Source organism: Bacteriovorax sp. Seq25_V (genome assembly GCF_000447795.1).
In the GTDB taxonomy this organism is placed as follows: domain Bacteria; phylum Bdellovibrionota; class Bacteriovoracia; order Bacteriovoracales; family Bacteriovoracaceae; genus Halobacteriovorax_A.
This window is the reverse complement of the sequence record NZ_AUNI01000015.1, coordinates 434,058-449,326: the sequence shown is the minus strand read 5'-3', so window position 1 is coordinate 449,326 and position 15,269 is coordinate 434,058. Positions and strand designations below refer to the sequence as shown.

General features: G+C 35.1%; 13 protein-coding genes. 6 read left to right on the top strand and 7 right to left on the bottom strand.

Going from position 1 to position 15,269, the window contains the following annotated elements:
• Entirely contained in the window at positions 1 to 999 is a 999-nt protein-coding gene (locus tag M900_RS09885) for an enolase C-terminal domain-like protein (protein ID WP_021274607.1), read from the bottom strand.
• 43 nt (positions 1,000 to 1,042) lie between these two features.
• Here M900_RS09885 and M900_RS09880 point away from each other — a divergent pair, with 43 nt between their 5' ends.
• Entirely contained in the window at positions 1,043 to 1,999 is a 957-nt protein-coding gene (locus M900_RS09880; protein WP_021274702.1) for a hypothetical protein, read from the top strand.
• Positions 1,992 to 3,647 (top strand): adenosine/AMP deaminase, encoded by a 1,656-nt coding sequence (locus tag M900_RS09875; protein WP_021274533.1) that lies wholly within the window; start codon positions 1,992 to 1,994, stop codon positions 3,645 to 3,647. The genes M900_RS09880 and M900_RS09875 overlap by 8 nt, the downstream gene beginning before the upstream one ends.
• On the opposite strand, the gene M900_RS09870 is transcribed toward M900_RS09875, so the two are convergent.
• Positions 3,624 to 4,622: a glycosyltransferase family 9 protein gene (locus M900_RS09870; protein WP_021274491.1), complete on the bottom strand. Its 999-nt coding sequence runs from the start codon at positions 4,620 to 4,622 to the stop codon at positions 3,624 to 3,626. The two genes, M900_RS09875 and M900_RS09870, sit on opposite strands and share 24 nt — an antisense overlap.
• Positions 4,623 to 4,701: 79 nt before the next feature.
• Here M900_RS09870 and M900_RS09865 point away from each other — a divergent pair, with 79 nt between their 5' ends.
• A complete protein-coding gene (locus tag M900_RS09865; protein WP_021274319.1) occupies positions 4,702 to 5,796 on the top strand; it encodes a type IV pilus twitching motility protein PilT in 1,095 nt (364 codons plus the stop codon).
• Between the two features lie 27 nt (positions 5,797 to 5,823).
• On the opposite strand, the gene M900_RS09860 is transcribed toward M900_RS09865, so the two are convergent.
• The 5 genes from M900_RS09860 to M900_RS09840 all read right to left on the bottom strand — a co-directional run bounded on the left by M900_RS09860 (position 5,824) and on the right by M900_RS09840 (position 11,653).
• Positions 5,824 to 6,597: a hypothetical protein gene (locus M900_RS09860; protein ID WP_021274626.1), complete on the bottom strand. Its 774-nt coding sequence runs from the start codon at positions 6,595 to 6,597 to the stop codon at positions 5,824 to 5,826.
• A 178-nt stretch (positions 6,598 to 6,775) separates the two neighbouring features.
• Entirely contained in the window at positions 6,776 to 7,009 is a 234-nt protein-coding gene (locus M900_RS09855; protein WP_021274541.1) for a hypothetical protein, read from the bottom strand.
• 1 nt (position 7,010) lies between these two features.
• Complete coding sequence (locus M900_RS09850; RefSeq protein WP_021274418.1) at positions 7,011 to 9,218, bottom strand: carboxy terminal-processing peptidase; 2,208 nt, start codon at positions 9,216 to 9,218, stop codon at positions 7,011 to 7,013.
• Between the two features lie 115 nt (positions 9,219 to 9,333).
• Positions 9,334 to 10,536 carry a tRNA uracil 4-sulfurtransferase ThiI gene (gene thiI, locus M900_RS09845; protein ID WP_021274415.1) on the bottom strand — a complete coding sequence of 401 codons (1,203 nt, stop codon included), beginning with the start codon at positions 10,534 to 10,536 and terminating at the stop codon, positions 9,334 to 9,336.
• Positions 10,537 to 10,546: 10 nt separating this feature from the next.
• Positions 10,547 to 11,653, bottom strand: a complete 1,107-nt coding sequence (locus M900_RS09840; RefSeq protein ID WP_021274526.1) for a cysteine desulfurase family protein — start codon at positions 11,651 to 11,653, stop codon at positions 10,547 to 10,549.
• Between the two features lie 178 nt (positions 11,654 to 11,831).
• Between M900_RS09840 and M900_RS09835 the strand changes: the two genes are divergently transcribed.
• The 3 genes from M900_RS09835 (at position 11,832) to M900_RS09825 (ending at position 15,258) form a co-directional block, all read left to right on the top strand.
• The gene (locus M900_RS09835) at positions 11,832 to 12,311 is read left to right on the top strand and encodes a hypothetical protein (RefSeq protein WP_198295991.1); all 480 of its coding nucleotides are present in this window, start codon (positions 11,832 to 11,834) and stop codon (positions 12,309 to 12,311) included.
• 9 nt (positions 12,312 to 12,320) lie between these two features.
• Complete coding sequence (locus M900_RS09830; protein ID WP_021274628.1) at positions 12,321 to 13,097, top strand: phosphatase domain-containing protein; 777 nt, start codon at positions 12,321 to 12,323, stop codon at positions 13,095 to 13,097.
• 334 nt (positions 13,098 to 13,431) lie between these two features.
• Positions 13,432 to 15,258: a DUF4105 domain-containing protein gene (locus M900_RS09825; protein ID WP_021274681.1), complete on the top strand. Its 1,827-nt coding sequence runs from the start codon at positions 13,432 to 13,434 to the stop codon at positions 15,256 to 15,258.
• Positions 15,259 to 15,269: the final 11 nt, after the last annotated feature.

The following is a 15,269-nucleotide window of genomic DNA, read 5'->3' as shown; positions in this document are numbered from 1 at the left end:
TTAATTCATTCCTGACAAAACGACTTTCCCATTATCCCAGAATACTCGATCATATTTATCTACTTCTATTTTTGTAAATCCATCAAAGTCATAGTAATCAAAACCATAAGCGACAGAAAAGAGAGAAGCTATCCCAACACTAGATTCCACCATACAACCAAGCATTGTTTTCAGGCCAAGGTTCCTTGCTTGTGTTAATTGAGAGAGAATCCTTGGAATAGATTTACTTTTGGCACTTTTTAAAACAACCCCATCACAGATATCTAAAAAAGCATTTAAATGCTTATGATCTGCAATTGATTCATCGAGAAACACTTGAATGAGACCCAGTTCTTTTAACTTCTGGTGCTCTTGAACATTGTATCTACCAAATGGTTGCTCAACTAATAGTATTTTTGTAAGGTCCAACTTTTTAATCGATTCAACAAAACTATCTAAATCTGAACCCCATGATTCATTTGCATCAAGAACAATTTTTTTGTCACATGAATTTATGAAATCTACTTGCTCATTGAATGTTTCTTTAGAGATTTTAACTTTTAAAATATTTGATTGTGCATTCTCAGCAAGAAGCTTCTCCCCTTCTGCTGTAGAAGAAAATAGACCAATTGATGCCATTGATTGAATGCTACTAATTGTATTTGTCCCTAAAATTCTCCACTTCGATATCTCTGTGGCTTCACTTAAGTAATCAAGAAAAGCAGCTTCGATTGCAAAACGTAGTTGCTCAACTTCAAATTCTAGTCCATCAAGTAGTCTTGTAAGATCTGAAAACTGTGAAACATTCGCATCTTTGTAAGCATATGAGAATGTATCCAAATCCGCTTCAAGCGAAGCTCTAGAAATTTCCTCTTTACTAGAATAGGAAACTTCTCCAAGTCCCTCATATTTTCCATTCGTAAATTTGACTAAAAAGATTTGCTTCTGTTTAACTTCCGCACCTGCTATTTTCCAAGTTGTCTTCAATTTTGCAGATAAAGTATCTATTTCCCATTTCATAAAACATCCAATAAAGATAAAATAAACCAAAAAGGTATTTTTTATGTTACCAAAAATAATTTCAAATATCACACTAGCATTAATTGCCATTTTTGTGATTTACACTTTCGCACCCCTTATTCGAGATTTCTTTCTCTCTTTTTTAGGGACACCTCAAAAAAAGAATTATACAAAAGATGAGTTTGAAGACCTCATTCGTCGAAAGCAAGAAAGAATGGGTTCGACAACAGTAGGCTCATCCCAAGGCCAACAAGCAAGTTCAGTTAAATCAAAACGTGGAGAATTTGATTACCTTACTGAGAATCATTTCTTTGCCAGCGATGAAGAAAAAAATTATTTTATCGAACTAAAAAAAGAGCTCGAATGGGGAGCTGGAAAGAGAATCACAAAGATTCAGACAAGCATTTCAAAAAATCTTTCACAAGAAGTTGATGTCGATAAAATTGTAAAACTTGTAAAAGAAACATTAACTAAAAATTTTCTACTTGAAGCTTTCCCGATGAAAGGGATCAATATTGATAAATATATCTCCCATCTTTCATTTATCGTTCTCACTAGAGCTATTGCAGATCTTCAAATTATCGCAAAAAAACTTCAGTGCTCCCTCGAAGAACTGCAACAAAATATTGTACTTACAATCAAGAAAGAACAAAACCAAGAATGGCTAGCCTCAGTTGAAGAGTATATCGTAACAGGTTCAGCTGATTTCTCAACAATAAACATTGTAAAAATCTTCGAGTATGATGAATTCATGTCAAAACTAAAGAAAAATATCGACATCGTCGCCCCCCTATCATTTCTTGATGATAAAAAATTGAGACAGCTATATAATGAGGAAGATCAGGATCTTCTTAAAAAAAAGCACAAGCGATTACTTGCTCTCTATCATCCCGACAAGTGGACCTTTGCTGAAAAAACCGACAGCATCGATAAAAGACTTCGTGAAAACTTTGATAAGATTCAGACAGAATATACATTAAGGACAAATAAAAATGGCTAAGAAAAAAGAACAAATCATTATTACACTTGAGGAAGAACTGACAAAAATTATCAGTGAAACCAATGGTATTAATCTATCTGATACATTAGAGCTCTTGGGCTATAGCGAAGTCGTGTTAGAAAATCCCCCTGTTCAAAAAACTCTTAATGAGTTCATCACTCTTCTTGCAGCTTTCCAGGTTGATGAAGTTGATATTAATACACTACTTGGTCACCCAATGGCAGAGGTAATTTTTAATTTCTTTCAGAAATTTCCTCTTCCTTATCATGAAGAGCACATTCACCTTACAGGTTCTTTGAGTGCTGAGTTCATCTATCCTCGTCTCAAAAAACTTCTTGAAGGAAAAGATAGGGCCATCTATGAAAAGCAAATTCAAGCGGTGTATGGAGAAGATTCAATTCCTATTGAGTCAGTTGAAGATGTTGATGATCTTATTCGTCTTAAAGATGGCGAACAATTTGGGACTTACCTAAAAATTCTTTTTCTCGCTAAATTAATTCTGACTTCTCGAGAAGCTCACTTCGATGCAGCCTATCACATGGCAAAAGAACTTTACGAAAAGTACAATGTTGGAAATATTAGACTTAAATTTACTCTCTCTCGTGCTAATAAGATGGATGCAGAACAAATCCCAGGTCTTGAAAATGTAACAGAAGAAGATGTGGTTATTGGTCTTTATGAAGGATTTAAAAAGTTTCAGTCTGAAGTTGATTGTTTTGATTTTACGCTGTCTCCTAGTTTTAGGAAGGAATTAAATTTCTTTGACTCTGACTCATATTCAACAAAGAAAGAGCACTTTGAAGCACAAGTAAACTCTCTTTTAGAGATTATGGACAAGTATCCTCACATTAGAAAATACCTAAAAGAAATAGATACAGTTGGTGACGAAAAAGAACTTTATCGTAAAGCACACTTCAAAGAACTAAAAGGCGGACTTAGAAAACTTCAATACCACGGAATGAAGATTAGAAGTCACCACGGAGAAACTTGGAAGAATTTAAGAAAGGGTATTCAGTCTGTAGATAATGCTATGAATATTTGGCATATTGACACCCTAGAGCACGGACTAAGCCTTGGTATCAATCCAAACTACTACTTCCATAGACTTTACCAAAGAGTGATGGATAAAAATTTAAAGCATCAACAAATTCTCAAAAAATCACTTGAATGGGAAGAACTTGAAGACATGGAATGGCACGATCCAGAGATCAAAGAAAAGCTCTACGAAGGTATTCCACTGAATGATGAAGAGAAAATTTCTTTTTTAAAGACAAAATTTCATACGGCACGAGAAGTCGAACATTATCAGCATGATATTTTAAATCGTATGATACATAAGAATGTATCACTTGTGGCACTACCATCATCAAACTTAAAACTGACAGGCGCATTCCCCGATTATAAAGATCATCCATTTTCATGGTGGGAGAAGAAAGGTTTAAGACTTGGAGTGGGAACAGATAACTACATCACTCTAAGTACTAACTTCATTCAAGAAATGCTAATTCTACTTTTCTCTGATCCAGGTAAACTTAAAATCACAAAACTCTTAATGATCACAGCCAAAGAAGACCGTCGTCCATATATAAGTCATCTTCTATGGACAATGAGAAAGAAAATTGAATCAAAGAATACTTCTGAGGAGTGATGCCACTCCTTGGGGCTTAATATCAACCATGCACTTTTGATATACATCTTGAGTGCATTTTCCACTTCCATCCTTTGTACAAGGTCGACAAGCCAAATCAACTTCACAGACTTTTGATGTCGATGCGCTAGGAAAGCCAAATGCCGTTGGGCCAATAAGTGCAAGAGTTGGAATATGAAGAGTATCAGCGACGTGAAGAATTCCTGTATCGGCACTAATACATGCTTTTGACTGCTGAACAAGATAACTACTTTCTGTTAGGTTTGTCTTTCCCGCAAAATTAAAAACTCTATCTGGAGCAACATCTGCGATATCTTGGCAAAAATCATCGCTTGGTCCGCCGAGAACGACAATTTGATATTCAGATAAATCACGACAAAGTTCTTTCCAATGATCAATTGGCCATCGTTTCATTTCCCAAGCTGCAGAAGGAGCAATTGTAATAAAGTCTTTAAGCCCTGTTTCTAAAAGAAGACTTCCAACTTTAGACTTCACTTCTTCATCAAACTGCCAACGATCTCCCCTCTCTTCTTTCCCATGGTCACTAATCCAATCTCTTATCGGGTCAATGAACGAGAGAGCACCTTTGAAAGGTTTTGGAAATTTATTAACCTTAAAAGTAAAAAGTAAAATTCTCTTGAGTCTTTCTTTCGATCTAATTTTATAATTAATATCTGAAAATGTTTTAAAAAATAAAGTAAAGATACTGGATCTAATATTTGAGTGTGCATCATAAAGATGAGTATAACCGCTCTTACGTAATCTAATTGCAAGCTTAATAAGTCCGATAACCCCTTCTTTCTTTGAAAAAGATATTACCTGATCGACACTCTCGGATAACGATACTAATCCTGCGAACTCTTGTTTCACCAACCAATGAACTTCAAACTCTGGCTTTAAATACGGCAAAACGGCCATATTCTGAATAATATCGCCAAAACTTGAGAATCTTATAATCAAAATCTTTTTAGTCATTTATTTTAAACTCAATTTTAATTTATCCGATAACTTAGCATAGAACAAATCTCTATTTTTGACAATTTAAAGGATCTTAATGGCTTTTAGTTTAAATAACCTTAATTCTCTTATTAGTGTTGCCCTTCAAAATAATGCGAGTGATATCCATATTAGAAGTGGGGAGCCTCCATGCTTAAGAATTAGAGGAGAGCTTGTTCCAGTTAAGTCGAATAAAAATATCGAATTTGAGGATGTAAAAGATATTTGCAATATTATCTTTCCACAACATGAACTCGAACATTTTGATCACATCAAAGACCTGGACTTCGTTTATGAGATCCCAGAGCTTTGTCGTATTAGATACAACTTCTTTAGGTATAGTAATAAAATTGGGTTGATTCTTCGTCTCGTTCCAATGAACGTTCCTGAGATTGATGATTTAAACCTAAGTCCTATTCTAAAATCCATCGTGACCAAGAAACGTGGATTAATTCTTGTTACAGGAGCCACTGGTTCAGGGAAAAGTACAACTCTAGCTGCATTGATAAATCAAATTAATGAAACGGAAACACGACATATTGTAACAATTGAGGATCCAATAGAATTTCTTCATCCACAGAAGAAATCAAGAATTACTCAGCGTGAAATTGGAACTGATACAGAGGACTTTACATCTGCCTTACGTGCAGCAATGAGACAAGACCCAGATGTTATTTTGATTGGTGAGCTTAGAGATGCCGAAAGTATATCGACAGCACTAAAAGCATCGGAGACTGGCCATCTTGTTTTTGCAACAGTGCATACGACAGATGCGATAGCAACTATTGGGAGAATTCTATCAATGTTCCCACCAGAAGAACTTATTGACGTACGAAAGAGACTTGCTGATTCTTTATTTGCTACTATCTCTCAACGAATGGTTAAAAGTACAAAGGTCAAACGTGGTGTTGTGATCGCACAGGAAATCATGGTGACAAACCCTGGAGTAAAAGAATGTATCCGTGGAGAAGAACCAATGGATAGAATCATCCAAATCATTGAAAAGGGTGGAACTAATGAGCTTGGTGTAAAATGCCAGAGTTTTGATCAGAATATTATGGAACTTTATAAGAAAGGACTTATTACAAAAGCTGAAGCTGAGAAAAGTGTTCGCTCGAAGAGTGACTTTGTGCAAAAACTTATGATTGAATAAAAAAAGGGAGCTTAGCTCCCTTTTCTATTACTTATGTCCCAGTTGTACTCTAATTTTTCCTCTACTTCCAATTAATCCCGATGAAACACCACTCACAACAATTTTATCTAGTGGTTTATCAAGTTCGTGTGCAAGTCTAAAGGCTACTGCTTGACCAGGCTTTAATCTTCCATCAAGCTCTGTTAACTCTATCCTCTCACCATCTGCAAAGTGAAGAGTTACGCTTGTGACAGATACTTTTTCCTTCTCACCTACAAGCCTGATTCCATCAACAGGACCATTAACTCTAATAGTTTCAGAAGATCCAACAACCTTTGAAACTTTAAAGCTTGTTTCATCAGTAAAGTGAAGTTGAGAAGTATTTCTAAAGTCATATGAAGGAGTTGCCTCAAGACCAACAGTAATCGAATCAATTTTTATATCACCCAATGTAATTAACTTCAAAGCACCATCACCCTTTGCGTGACTTGGAACAAAGAAATTTGTATATGAGAATCCAGTATTACGAGTATGGTAAGAATCAGCATTACCAACAAGTGACCTTGACTCAAGCTCACCTCTTCCTGAAACAAGTTTCAACTGACCTTGATCGTCAATACTTTTTGCTCTCACTTCTACCGTATTGATAGACCACTGAGCCAGTTCAGAACGAGAAAGATCATCTCTTAGAATTCTTTTGATGCCTATTTGGCCAAAATCTCTAAACTCGGCTTCATAAAGATGAGTCGTATGACTTTTCTTCATTGCAAATGTTTGAGCACATAATAACGATAACAGTACAACTGATAAATTCTTCTTCATTGGTTTTCTCCCTCTACCTTTTGAATGATAAAATTCATAGAGCAAAATGAATGCCAAGTTTTCAGTAGGTTATAAGGGACAAAGTGCTACCTTAAGGTAAAAAGTGGAGCAATATCGCATCTTGCGTAGCAAAAAAAAAAGCCCCAAACTGGGGCCTTTTTTATCATATTTTTTAAAGTTAGAGATTCTTTATAGATAAGACTATATCATCGAGCTCTTTTTGGGCCTCATCACATAGAACTTTCCATTCATCGTGAGGAATGCGAGGGTCCTTATTTACAACTAACATACCTAGATTCTTTGAAGCTTCATTAAACTTTTTAAGTAGCTCAACTGCGAGAACCTCATCATCAAGGTTCTCTAAAATTGTCATTACTTCTTCAACTTCTTTATTATCTAGAATATTACTCATTTTATTTTCCCGAAGTATATACCATCTTCTTTGAAGTCTGCTCGATCAGATCAGCTAAGATATACATCGCTTCTTCAAGTCCTGCATCTTTTCTTAGAGTCTCAACCCAGTCTTCTTTTCTTTGTTTAAAATCTTCTTGCCACTGCTTTTCTTCACCAGCACGAACTGTTTCGTGTGCCTTAAGAGATTCTTCAAAATGTGTAACAGTTAATCCCTTATTCTCTTCATCGAGCTTGAGTTTTTCAACCATCTTTTTATTTTCTTTTTCTTCTTTTAGCCACTGATTAAGATTTAGCGTAACTTTTGTATCATCTTTTCTCTTTTTTAGGTAGGCTACATTTTCATTAATCTTTTGAAGACGAGCATTTTTCTTTACACGTTCAGAACTTTTCTTCTTCAGATTATCCAAATTATGTTTAGGCCCATTCCACTTTGTATACTTTCTCGCCTCTACTCTATCCCACGGAAGTGAATATTTAAGATCCTTCTCTCTATTTTCAATATAGCTAAATTGATCAGGAATAATAATATCTGGAGTTACACCTTTGTACTGTGTAGAGTCCCCGTTGATACGATAAAACTTTTGCACAGTAAGCTTTAGCGCTCCAAGCTTTTCAGAAACCATGCTCGACATAAATCCATTATCAAGAGAGATGACCTGTTGAACAGTTCCCTTTCCGTGTGACTGAGCACCACCAACTATTACTGCACGTCCATAATCTTGCATCGCGGCTGCAACAATTTCAGAAGCAGAAGCAGAGAATCTATTAATCATGACAATAAGTGGTCCGTTGTATTCTACACTTGCATCATGATCCGTTAGGATTTCACCTTTTCCCTCACCATCAATAATTTGAACAATTGGTCCTTTCTGGATAAAGAGACCTGACATCTCTTGGGCATCTCTAAGTGCCCCTCCACCATTATTTCTAAGGTCAAGAATTACACCATCAACATTTTGCTTCTTTAGTCTAACAAGTTCGTTTTTAACATCAGCCGTACAATTCACTTCACCACCAAACTCTCTGTAGAATTTTGGAACATGAATATAGCCGATTTTCATGTTAAGCCCAGCCAATTCGAGTACTGACCCCTTAGTAAATGAAGCCCCAATTACAACAACATCCCTTTTAATTGGAATTGTCTTTCGCGAACCATCTGCCTTTTTTACTTGTAACTTAACGATAGTGTCTTTCTTACCTCTAATATATCGAACAGCATCGTCTACTCTCATTCCCACAAGATCAACAACATCTTCACTATCACCTTCTGATACAGCTAAAATTAAATCATCAACCTCAAGTTCTTTTTGTCTCCAAGCTGCTCCACCTGGAACAATTTGATTTACTTTGATATACCCTTCATCTTCAGTTAGAACAGCACCGATCCCTTCTAAGCTACCTGACATATCAATATCAAAGTCTTCTTTCTTTTTTGGTGCAAAATAATTTGTATGAGGATCAAAGATTTCTGTAATTGAGTTATAGAACTTATCCATGAAATCATCACGCTCTTCTTGAAGTTCTCTTTCAAAATAACGTTGGTACTTCTTAGAAATAGCTTCATGTGCTTTTGTAACCATTTCTTTTTCTGTTAAGATTTTTCCTGCATCCTTATCTTTCTTCTGCTTTTTCTCTTTCTTGTCTTCTTTCTTTTTTGGATTTTTTAAGTCTTCTTGATCTTCTAAAATTGAAGTATAACGAGATAGTACTGATTGCTTAAAACTCTTTCTCCAGTAATCTTCAAATTCTTTTTCGTTTTTTGGAAAGTCTCTCTTCTTTGGATCAATTTCAATGCTCTCATTTGCATCGAAAGTAAAATGTGATTTAAAAAACTTTACGCGTAGAGCTTCTGCTTTCTTAATTCTCTCCATCATGATGTCATGAGATTTCTCAATGATTGGATAAACACCATCTAGCATCTGATCATCCATTTTTAATTTATACTTCGCAAGCTCCGCGACATCACTTTTAAGTAGAAATTGTTTTGAATAATCTAATTTCTCAATATATTGATCAAACGCCTTTTGTGAAAGGTCGTCGTTGATTTTAACTTTTCTATAATGTAGTTCTTCAAGATATTTTTTTAGTAATTTACCTAGAACCTGATCCCTATTTACTGTGAAAAGTCCATTTGATTGTTGTGCACTTGTCACGGTAGAGAAAGATATTGCAAGAATGCAAATTAGCGTTGCGAAATGTTTGCTCATTTTGTCTCCAATTTATTTTACTAAGGGACATTTTATCTCGATTCTAACTACTTAGAAAGAGGGAAATGACTCGTATATTTTACCCCTTATCGGCAAAAAAGAAGACAAGCGTATGTTAATTTTTCGTAAAATTACTATCTTTTATCATGAGCCTATTATTAAACGAAAAGACTTCGGCATTTTCAATACACTCATCAATTAATTCAGTACATGGAAATTTATTGATAAACTTATTAAAATACTCCATTTTTGGCTTAGTGATCGGATGCTTCGGAGCAAAGAGTGAACAAGCATCATCATGAGGAATAATAGAGGTATCGTGAGTTCCAATCTTTTTAGAAAGAGCAATAATATCTAATTTATTATTACCAAGAAGTGGTCTTAGTACTAACTTGTCACAACTTTTATCAAGAGCTGCCATGTTATGAAGAGTCTGACTTGATACTTGAGCTAGAGAGTCCCCCATTAATATTGCTTCGGCCTTAATCTTATCAGCAAGTTTAGATGCGACATCCATCATATATTTTCTAAAAAATAGAGTTCTATATTCTTCATAACATTCATTCGAAATGAAATTCTGAACATTTCCAAAAGGTATAACATAGAGTTTTGCTCCATTTTGGAATTTAGAAAGGATTTGGCACATTTTAACAATCTTATCTTTTACTTCCTCACCTACATATGGATATGCATAGAAGAATGCAAAAGTCTGCTTACAACCTCTACGTGACATCAAGTAACTTGCAACCGGAGAATCGAAGCCTCCTGATATTAGAGTAACAACATGTCCACTTGTATTTACAGGAAGGCCACCAATCCCATAATGTTTTTCCCACGACAAATAGATATGCTCATTTAGAATTTTTACCTCAACTGTAATGTCTGGATTATGAACATCTACTTTTAAATGTGTATTCTTAAGAATTGCTCCACCAAAATGAAGATTTAATTCACGACTTTGAGTTGGAAACGACTTATCAACTCTCTTACTTTGTACCTTAAATGTACTAATATCAGTTCTGAGTTTAAGATCAGCAATAACAAGATCTACGGCCTTATTAAGATCCTTTTCACATTTACGCACTTTTAAAACAGAATGTAGACCAGGAATATCACAAAGCCTTTTAATGACATCATCATTAAATCCTGCTTCACAATCACACACAAAACGTTGTTGATCATTTCGAATTGTCCACTTCGTATCAAGATATGAAGATAAGATATCTCTAACGTGCTTTCTTAAAGCATCTGAATATGATTTTCTATTTTTACCTTTAAGCCAGAGTTCATCAACGTTGATAATAATTGTAGTAAACATGTGTGTATTCCTATTTTTTAATTAAAAATTTAATTTCATTTATAACTTGATTAAAAGCACTTAAAAACCCATCAACGTCTTGCTCGGTTGTTGAATGCCCAAGTGAGACACGAAGAATATTCTTATGATATTTTTCTTCGATTCCAAGAGCCGCAAGCATTGGATTAAATCCTTTAATTTTTGAAGAGCATGCCGTCGTGCTTGATACGTACACCTTCTTCATTTCTAAATGTCTTAAAAGAACATCACTTGGTATTCCTTTAAATAATACAGAGATTATATAAGGTGATGTCACAACTTCTTTAAACGGTAGGCTAATATTTGGATGAACGACTTCGAGACCTTCTTCAAGCTTCTTTGCGAGTAATGTTATTCGAGCATAATTATCTTCAATATCTCTAATCGCAAGTGTTACCGCACGAGCAAGTGACAAAATTAGAGCAGTACTCGGAGTTGACGAACGAAGCCCTTCTTCGTGGCCTCCTCCAAATAGAAGAGGTTTAAGTTTCTTGTCTTCTTTCTTGTAAACAAGACAAGCAATACCACGAGGTCCACCTAGTTTATGACCAGCAATTGTAATATAATCATAAAGCTTTGGATCTTTAGAAAAATCAAAAGGAATTTTACCTATTGCTTGAGCAGCATCAATAAGAACAGCTATATTTGAATTAAACGCCTTCACTTTTTTTGCAATAGTTTCAATATCTACAATTAAACCTGATTGTGGATTAACAAGAGTCAAAACAACTAAGCTCACGCTCTCATCAAGTTGCTCAATTATGTCATCACTTAGTTTAAGGCCAATAGCACTTTCTTCCACGCTATTAGTAACGCTCGGGTGATCAGTTTCATAGAAGATAACTTTTCCACGCTTTGAAAAATTTTTTATAACTTGATTATTTGATTCCGTTGCAGATGATGTAAAAATTAAATTTGAATCTCTAAGTTTTAACGTTGCAAGAATCTCTTCTCGTGCCCCATTTATTTTCTTACTAAGGTCCACTCCAAGCTTGTGCTTAGATGCAGGATTGGCAAAGTCTTCTTGGAGACTCTTGCAAAGAATTTCATAAGCTTCAGCATTAATAGGCGTTGAAGCTGCATGATCAAAATAGAACATTGGTTTTCCTCTTAATAGCTATAAGTATGCCATACTCTTAATCTGCGTCCCAAATGTCAATCTGATGTCTAGCAATGGCTAAATAATACATAATTATTGACAGTGTCTAAAAGAGAGACACTCTATCTCCCTAAAACTAGGTTCTTTTTATGGCATAAGTATTGCTCCTATATACATTATGAACACACTAATGACGAAGAAAATTCTTATTATTCTCCTGGCAATATTTAGCTTAAATATATTCGCTAGTGAGGAGCTGTTAAAAGTCTCTAATGGCCTGGAAGCCGCAAAAAAATCTATTGATATCGGTATGGGAATCAATGCTCAGACGGAGCTCAAATATCTAAAAACCCAGGCGATGAATATGAGAGAAGACGTGCTGTCAGACTATCAAAAGAGCTTAAAATTACAGTATATTTACGAGATTGACCAACTCCTTACACAAACTTTCGAAACTGTGTCTCGTTGTGAATATATTTTCAAACAAAGTAATGAAAAACTTGATGCACTAAACCTTTCTGATTCTAGAAAATTTATCGATAATTGGAAAACGGTTAAGCTCATTGAATACAAAATTGGCGAAAACAGTAAATGCAAGCTGATGAGAGTTCTTAGAGAGCGTATAGACCAGACAAAAGCTAAAATTTATAAGATCTAAGGATTATCAATGAAACTTAAATTATTAGTCACTTCACTACTCACTGTTTTTGCATTTTCCAAAACTATTCTTGTCACAGATATCGACGATACAATTAAGGCCGCACATATTAGAAGTACGTTCGGTAAAATTAATACCGCGTTTAGAACTAAGAATGTTTTCCTAGGAATGGCCGATCTCTATTCAGAACTAAAAAAAGAAAACTCACTAAATATCTACTACCTTACAAATGCTCCAGAAAAATTAATGGGTAATTCCCACCGAGCAACACTTAGGAACGGACGTTTTCCAGAAGGAGAACTTCTTCTAAGACCATCTGGTGTTGATTCATCAGAGCATAAAGTAATTGAACTAGAAAAACTAATACAAAAAGAGTCTCCTAACAAAGTGATTCTCATTGGTGATAACGGAGAGCACGACGTGCACTTCTATCAAGAGATAATGGATAAACATCCAAGTATTAAGTTTCATACTTTTATCAGAATCGCTTATGATCTTGATGATGAGAAGGCGAATCCGACAGACTCACAAATTGGCTTTACAACTCCATTTGAGATTGCAGATGCTTTAAAGTCAGAAGGGATTTTTTCTGATCGTGCATTAAGAGAACTTTATGTTACTCATGGCCCGAGCTTTCTTGCGGATAAAAAAGATGAATCAAATGGACCTTTATATCTTCCAGAGTGGCAAAGCTGTAATGGACATAGCGTAAGACTTGAAAATCTTCACCACTTAACTATTGTTAACCTTGTAGAAGATAAAATTAACAAAAACTGTTCAAACTAGTAACTAACACAAGTCCAGTGGTTCTAATAACTACTGGACTAAGCTATCCCCAGCCTATCGTCTTAGATGTTTCCCGATTCAATTTTTAAACTGCTCCATTTAAATGGGGATAATATTAAGAATATCATCCGTTATATTAAGTGCTTATCCTTTAAATATTTTAACTGCTAAGAAAATTTAGATTTAGTACTTAGTAATTATTAAGTTTTTCAAATATTCTGTCCCCATTTACCCGGAGCAGTTTAAATCAAACACCACTTATAAAAATTACACGACTCATTGAGTGCTTGCGCAAAGCGTTATATGTTTAGATATTACTAAATATGGAGAATATGTGCTTAAAAAGCTATTAGTTGCCACATTACTAATTCAACCTGTTTTCTCAATGAAGATTGAGTTAAAGGCATCTAAAGACGTGACGAATGTTGCAACAGACTTTATTGTCGAAACTCTCAAACCACTTCCATATAAAATCAAAAAAGTATTAAGCAAGAAGACACTCTCGGTTGAGTTTGTTGATCTTAATAAGGGCTTTAAAGGCCTCCCAGATCCTTGTGCTGCAAGTGGATTTAAGTACGGTAACTACAAGCTTGGAAAGATTAAACTCGACAAGAGACTGATTCAGGTTATTAAAGACAAGAACACAGATAAAGAGTTTGATTGTAAGCACGGTAACTTCTATCAATTAACGAAGGCATCTCTTCTACATGAGATTGCTCACGCATACGACAATAAATTTCTATGGGTTAAGCGTGCATCTAATGACAAAGAATTAAGAGCTCTCGGTTTCTGGGATACTGAGGCAATTTTAAATAAAAACTACAATACTTTTCATAAACGCTCACCTGATGATTACGAGTATGAAAAGCGCAAGGAGTTCTTTGCTGTAAATTTTGAATACTTCTTCTTGGATAAAGAATTCAAGTGTCGTAGACCAACACTTTACAATTACTACTCAAAAGAGCTTGGAGCTACTCCATTTAAAAATTTTGAGTGTAAGACGAATGATGAAATAAATCTAACTACAGATAACGGTGTTATGTCTGTTTCAGTTAATAAAAATAAGATCAAAGAGGTTCAGTTCTTATTTGCAGCAGAGGGCCCACAAATGATGAGTAAGTGGGGACACTCAATGTTCAAACTAATCGTTTGTAAAGATGAGGGTGATAGTCTTGAAGAGTGTCGCAAGAACTCGAGAGAGCACGTTGTAATAAGCTTCCTTGCATACGTTGATGATATTTCAATTGATGCGGTAAAGGGAGTATTTGGAGCTTACCCATCGAGAATGTTAGTGTCAGACCTCGGTGCAATAAAGAGACAGTACACGCGTGGTGAATTTAGAAGTTTAAAAGCATTACCAATTAAATTTAACGAAACTCAAAGAGAGAGATTTTTAAATCATTTATTGAGAGTTTATTGGGAGTATGCAGGAAGATACTACTTCTTCACAAATAACTGTGCTGACGAAGCTTTCAAGTTAATTCAATTAGCAATTAATGAGGAGTCTGTTTACAAAGACGATGTTGTAACTCCACTGGGTCTATATAAATATCTTAATAAAACAGGCTTAACTGATGAGACGATTCTTGAGGATAGAAAAGCGGCAACTTCGAATGGCTACTACTATCCAAGCTTTGGGGACAGTTTAAACAAAGTTTACAGTGCTCTTAAAGTAAATCTTAGTGATATCGCATGGCCAGAAAATGTTGAAGAGTACACTAAACTTCACCCTCTAACGAGACGTGAGATTATTAGTGATGCTTTGGCCTTAGTTACAGAGAAGAAGGAAGTTTTCTCACTTATCGGAATCGAAGGACACGGCCAGTATCTTGATGGCTTAAAAGTTATAACATTGATGACTGATTTTAAGACTATCGATTCCCTTGGTGACGATTTTAAAAAGATGCTTGAGGAAACTGTGGAACTTAAAAACGTATATCTCTATGGAACCACAGTAAAAGAACTTGGGTATGGAATTCCACTAGAAGGAGATTTTTCTAGCGATGATACGACTCTTAGAGATGATAGTGATAAGCAAAGGGATGAAATCCTTGCAAGAGTAAGGGAAGAAATAAAAAGGGTGAACACAACAGTTTTTGAGCGATATGAAAATGCTCTAGAAAATATGACTTTAATTAAGAGTAAATTAAAAGATTTATAACAACAATACGG

Coding starts and splice junctions, on each gene's coding strand:
- M900_RS09840 (WP_021274526.1), bottom strand. CDS start 11,653: ATGTTCTATTTTGATCATGCAGCTTCAACGCCTATTAATGCTGAAGCT.
- M900_RS09830 (WP_021274628.1), top strand. CDS start 12,321: ATGAAACTTAAATTATTAGTCACTTCACTACTCACTGTTTTTGCATTT.
- thiI (WP_021274415.1), bottom strand. CDS start 10,536: ATGTTTACTACAATTATTATCAACGTTGATGAACTCTGGCTTAAAGGT.
- M900_RS09850 (WP_021274418.1), bottom strand. CDS start 9,218: ATGAGCAAACATTTCGCAACGCTAATTTGCATTCTTGCAATATCTTTC.
- M900_RS09855 (WP_021274541.1), bottom strand. CDS start 7,009: ATGAGTAATATTCTAGATAATAAAGAAGTTGAAGAAGTAATGACAATT.
- M900_RS09875 (WP_021274533.1), top strand. CDS start 1,992: ATGGCTAAGAAAAAAGAACAAATCATTATTACACTTGAGGAAGAACTG.
- M900_RS09860 (WP_021274626.1), bottom strand. CDS start 6,597: ATGAAGAAGAATTTATCAGTTGTACTGTTATCGTTATTATGTGCTCAA.
- M900_RS09865 (WP_021274319.1), top strand. CDS start 4,702: ATGGCTTTTAGTTTAAATAACCTTAATTCTCTTATTAGTGTTGCCCTT.
- M900_RS09835 (WP_198295991.1), top strand. CDS start 11,832: ATGAACACACTAATGACGAAGAAAATTCTTATTATTCTCCTGGCAATA.
- M900_RS09870 (WP_021274491.1), bottom strand. CDS start 4,622: ATGACTAAAAAGATTTTGATTATAAGATTCTCAAGTTTTGGCGATATT.
- M900_RS09880 (WP_021274702.1), top strand. CDS start 1,043: ATGTTACCAAAAATAATTTCAAATATCACACTAGCATTAATTGCCATT.
- M900_RS09885 (WP_021274607.1), bottom strand. CDS start 999: ATGAAATGGGAAATAGATACTTTATCTGCAAAATTGAAGACAACTTGG.